This is a genomic window from Citricoccus sp., from assembly GCF_035445025.1.
GTDB lineage: Bacteria > Actinomycetota > Actinomycetes > Actinomycetales > Micrococcaceae > Citricoccus.
The window spans coordinates 1-1,693 of the sequence record NZ_DAOMPX010000166.1; the positions used below are offsets into that span (position 1 = coordinate 1).

Here is a 1,693-nt window from a genome sequence, read left to right on the forward strand (position 1 = left end):
CCTCGTGCAGGAACGGTACTCCCGTCCCGCACCGGTGAACAGGGTCCGGACCAGGCGGATCGGCAGGAGTCGGAGCGCGGCCCACCGGTGGCCCCCGAACGCGGCTTCCCACCGGTGCCGTGACCCCACTAGACTGATCTGTCTACCGAGCGAAGGGAGGGGGCATGACCGGAGGGACATCCCCGGGGACTGAGGCACCGGGGACTGGGACGACATCGGTGCGCGGCCGCCTCCTGGCGGCGGCGTCCCGGCTGTTCTACGCCCGGGGGATCAACGCGACCGGGATCGATGCGGTCATCGCCGAGGCCGGGGTCGCCAAGCAGAGCCTCTACAACACCTTCTCCTCCAAGGAGGAGCTGACGCGGGCCTACGTCACCGCGCGGCACGAGGAGTGGCTGGAGCTCTACCGGGCGCGCGTGGCGCAGGCCGAGTGCCCACGGGACCGGGTCCTGGCGGTCTTCGACGCCTACCTCGACCACGCCTCCGGAGCGTACGAGCACGGTTTCCGCGGCTGCGGTCTGCTCAATGCCGCCGCGGAGTTCCCTGCGGGATCACCGGGCCGCGAGGCGGTGCGCCGGCACAAGGAGCAGGTGCAGTCCCTCCTCGCGGGCCACCTGGCCGAGACCGGGTCCGCGGACCCGGAACTGGCCGAGCACCTGGCCTTCCTGCTCGAGGGGGCCATGAGCCGTGCCGGGCTGGAGGGCCGCCCCGACCTGCTGCTCAGCGCCCGCCGCATCGCCGCGGGCATGCTGGACGCCCGCCTGTACGCAGGCCCGGACGCACACCTGGACGCACACCTGGACGCGCGGTGAACCGGGCCCAATTGGCCGGGGTCGCCGCGATCACGGTGACCTCCCTGCTGTGGGGCACCACCGGCACGGCCGCCACCTTCGCTCCCGACGCCGGCCCGCTCGCCATCGGCGCCGCGGCGCTGGGCATCGGCGGACTGCTCCAGGCCCTGATCGCCCTGCCCGCCCTGCGGGCGGCCGGTCCCGTGCTGCGCCGGCACGCGGGCCTCGTGGCCCTGGGTGCGCTCGCCGTCGCGGTCTACCCGCTGGCGTTCTACAGCTCCATGCACCTGGCCGGGGTCTCGGTCGGCGCGGTCGTCTCGCTGGCCTCGGCCCCGTTGGCCTCCGGGCTCCTGGAGCGGGTGGTGGAGGCCCGCCCGCTGAGCCGGTGGTGGATGCTCGCCGCGGGCCTGGGCGTGCTGGGCAGCACCCTGCTGTGCCTGTCCACGGCCGGCGGCCCGGAGGAGGCGGGTCTGGCCACGCCCGCCGGGGTGCTGCTGGGGCTGGTGGCCGGACTGACCTACGCCGTCTACTCCTGGGCCGTGCACCGGCTGATGTCCCACCGTGCCGGGCGCGCCGCGTCCATGGGGGCGGTGTTCGGGGCCGGCGGCCTGCTGCTGATGCCGGTCCTCGTCCTCACCGGGGCTCCCCTCGTGGCCTCCACCCCGGCGTTCCTCGTGGCCGGGTACATGGCGCTGGTCCCGATGTTCCTGGGGTACCTGCTGTTCGGGTTCGGCCTGAGCCGGGTGCCCGCCAGTACGGCCACGACCGTGACGCTGTCTGAACCGGCCGTCGCCACGGTGCTGGCGGTCGTGATCGTGGGGGAGCGGCTCACGCCCCTCGGCTGGACCGGGCTGGCCGTCATCTGCGCCGTGCTGGTCCTCCTCGCGCTCGCGCCGGCCACC

At 74.4% G+C, this 1,693-nt stretch carries 2 protein-coding genes; both read left to right on the top strand.

The window, feature by feature from the left end; all coding sequences use genetic code 11:
- Positions 1 to 164: 164 nt before the first annotated feature.
- Positions 165 to 812 carry a TetR/AcrR family transcriptional regulator gene (locus tag PLJ28_RS15885; RefSeq protein ID WP_324590445.1) on the top strand — a complete coding sequence of 216 codons (648 nt, stop codon included), beginning with the start codon at positions 165 to 167 and terminating at the stop codon, positions 810 to 812.
- Positions 809 to 1,693, top strand: an 885-nt coding sequence (locus PLJ28_RS15890; protein WP_324590446.1) for a DMT family transporter, incomplete at its 3' end; no start/stop codon positions are given. The genes PLJ28_RS15885 and PLJ28_RS15890, both read left to right, overlap by 4 nt.

Bases quoted from the DNA above. Each gene is read 5' to 3' on its own strand.
- PLJ28_RS15885 (WP_324590445.1), top strand. From the start codon at position 165: ATGACCGGAGGGACATCCCCGGGGACTGAGGCACCGGGGACTGGGACG.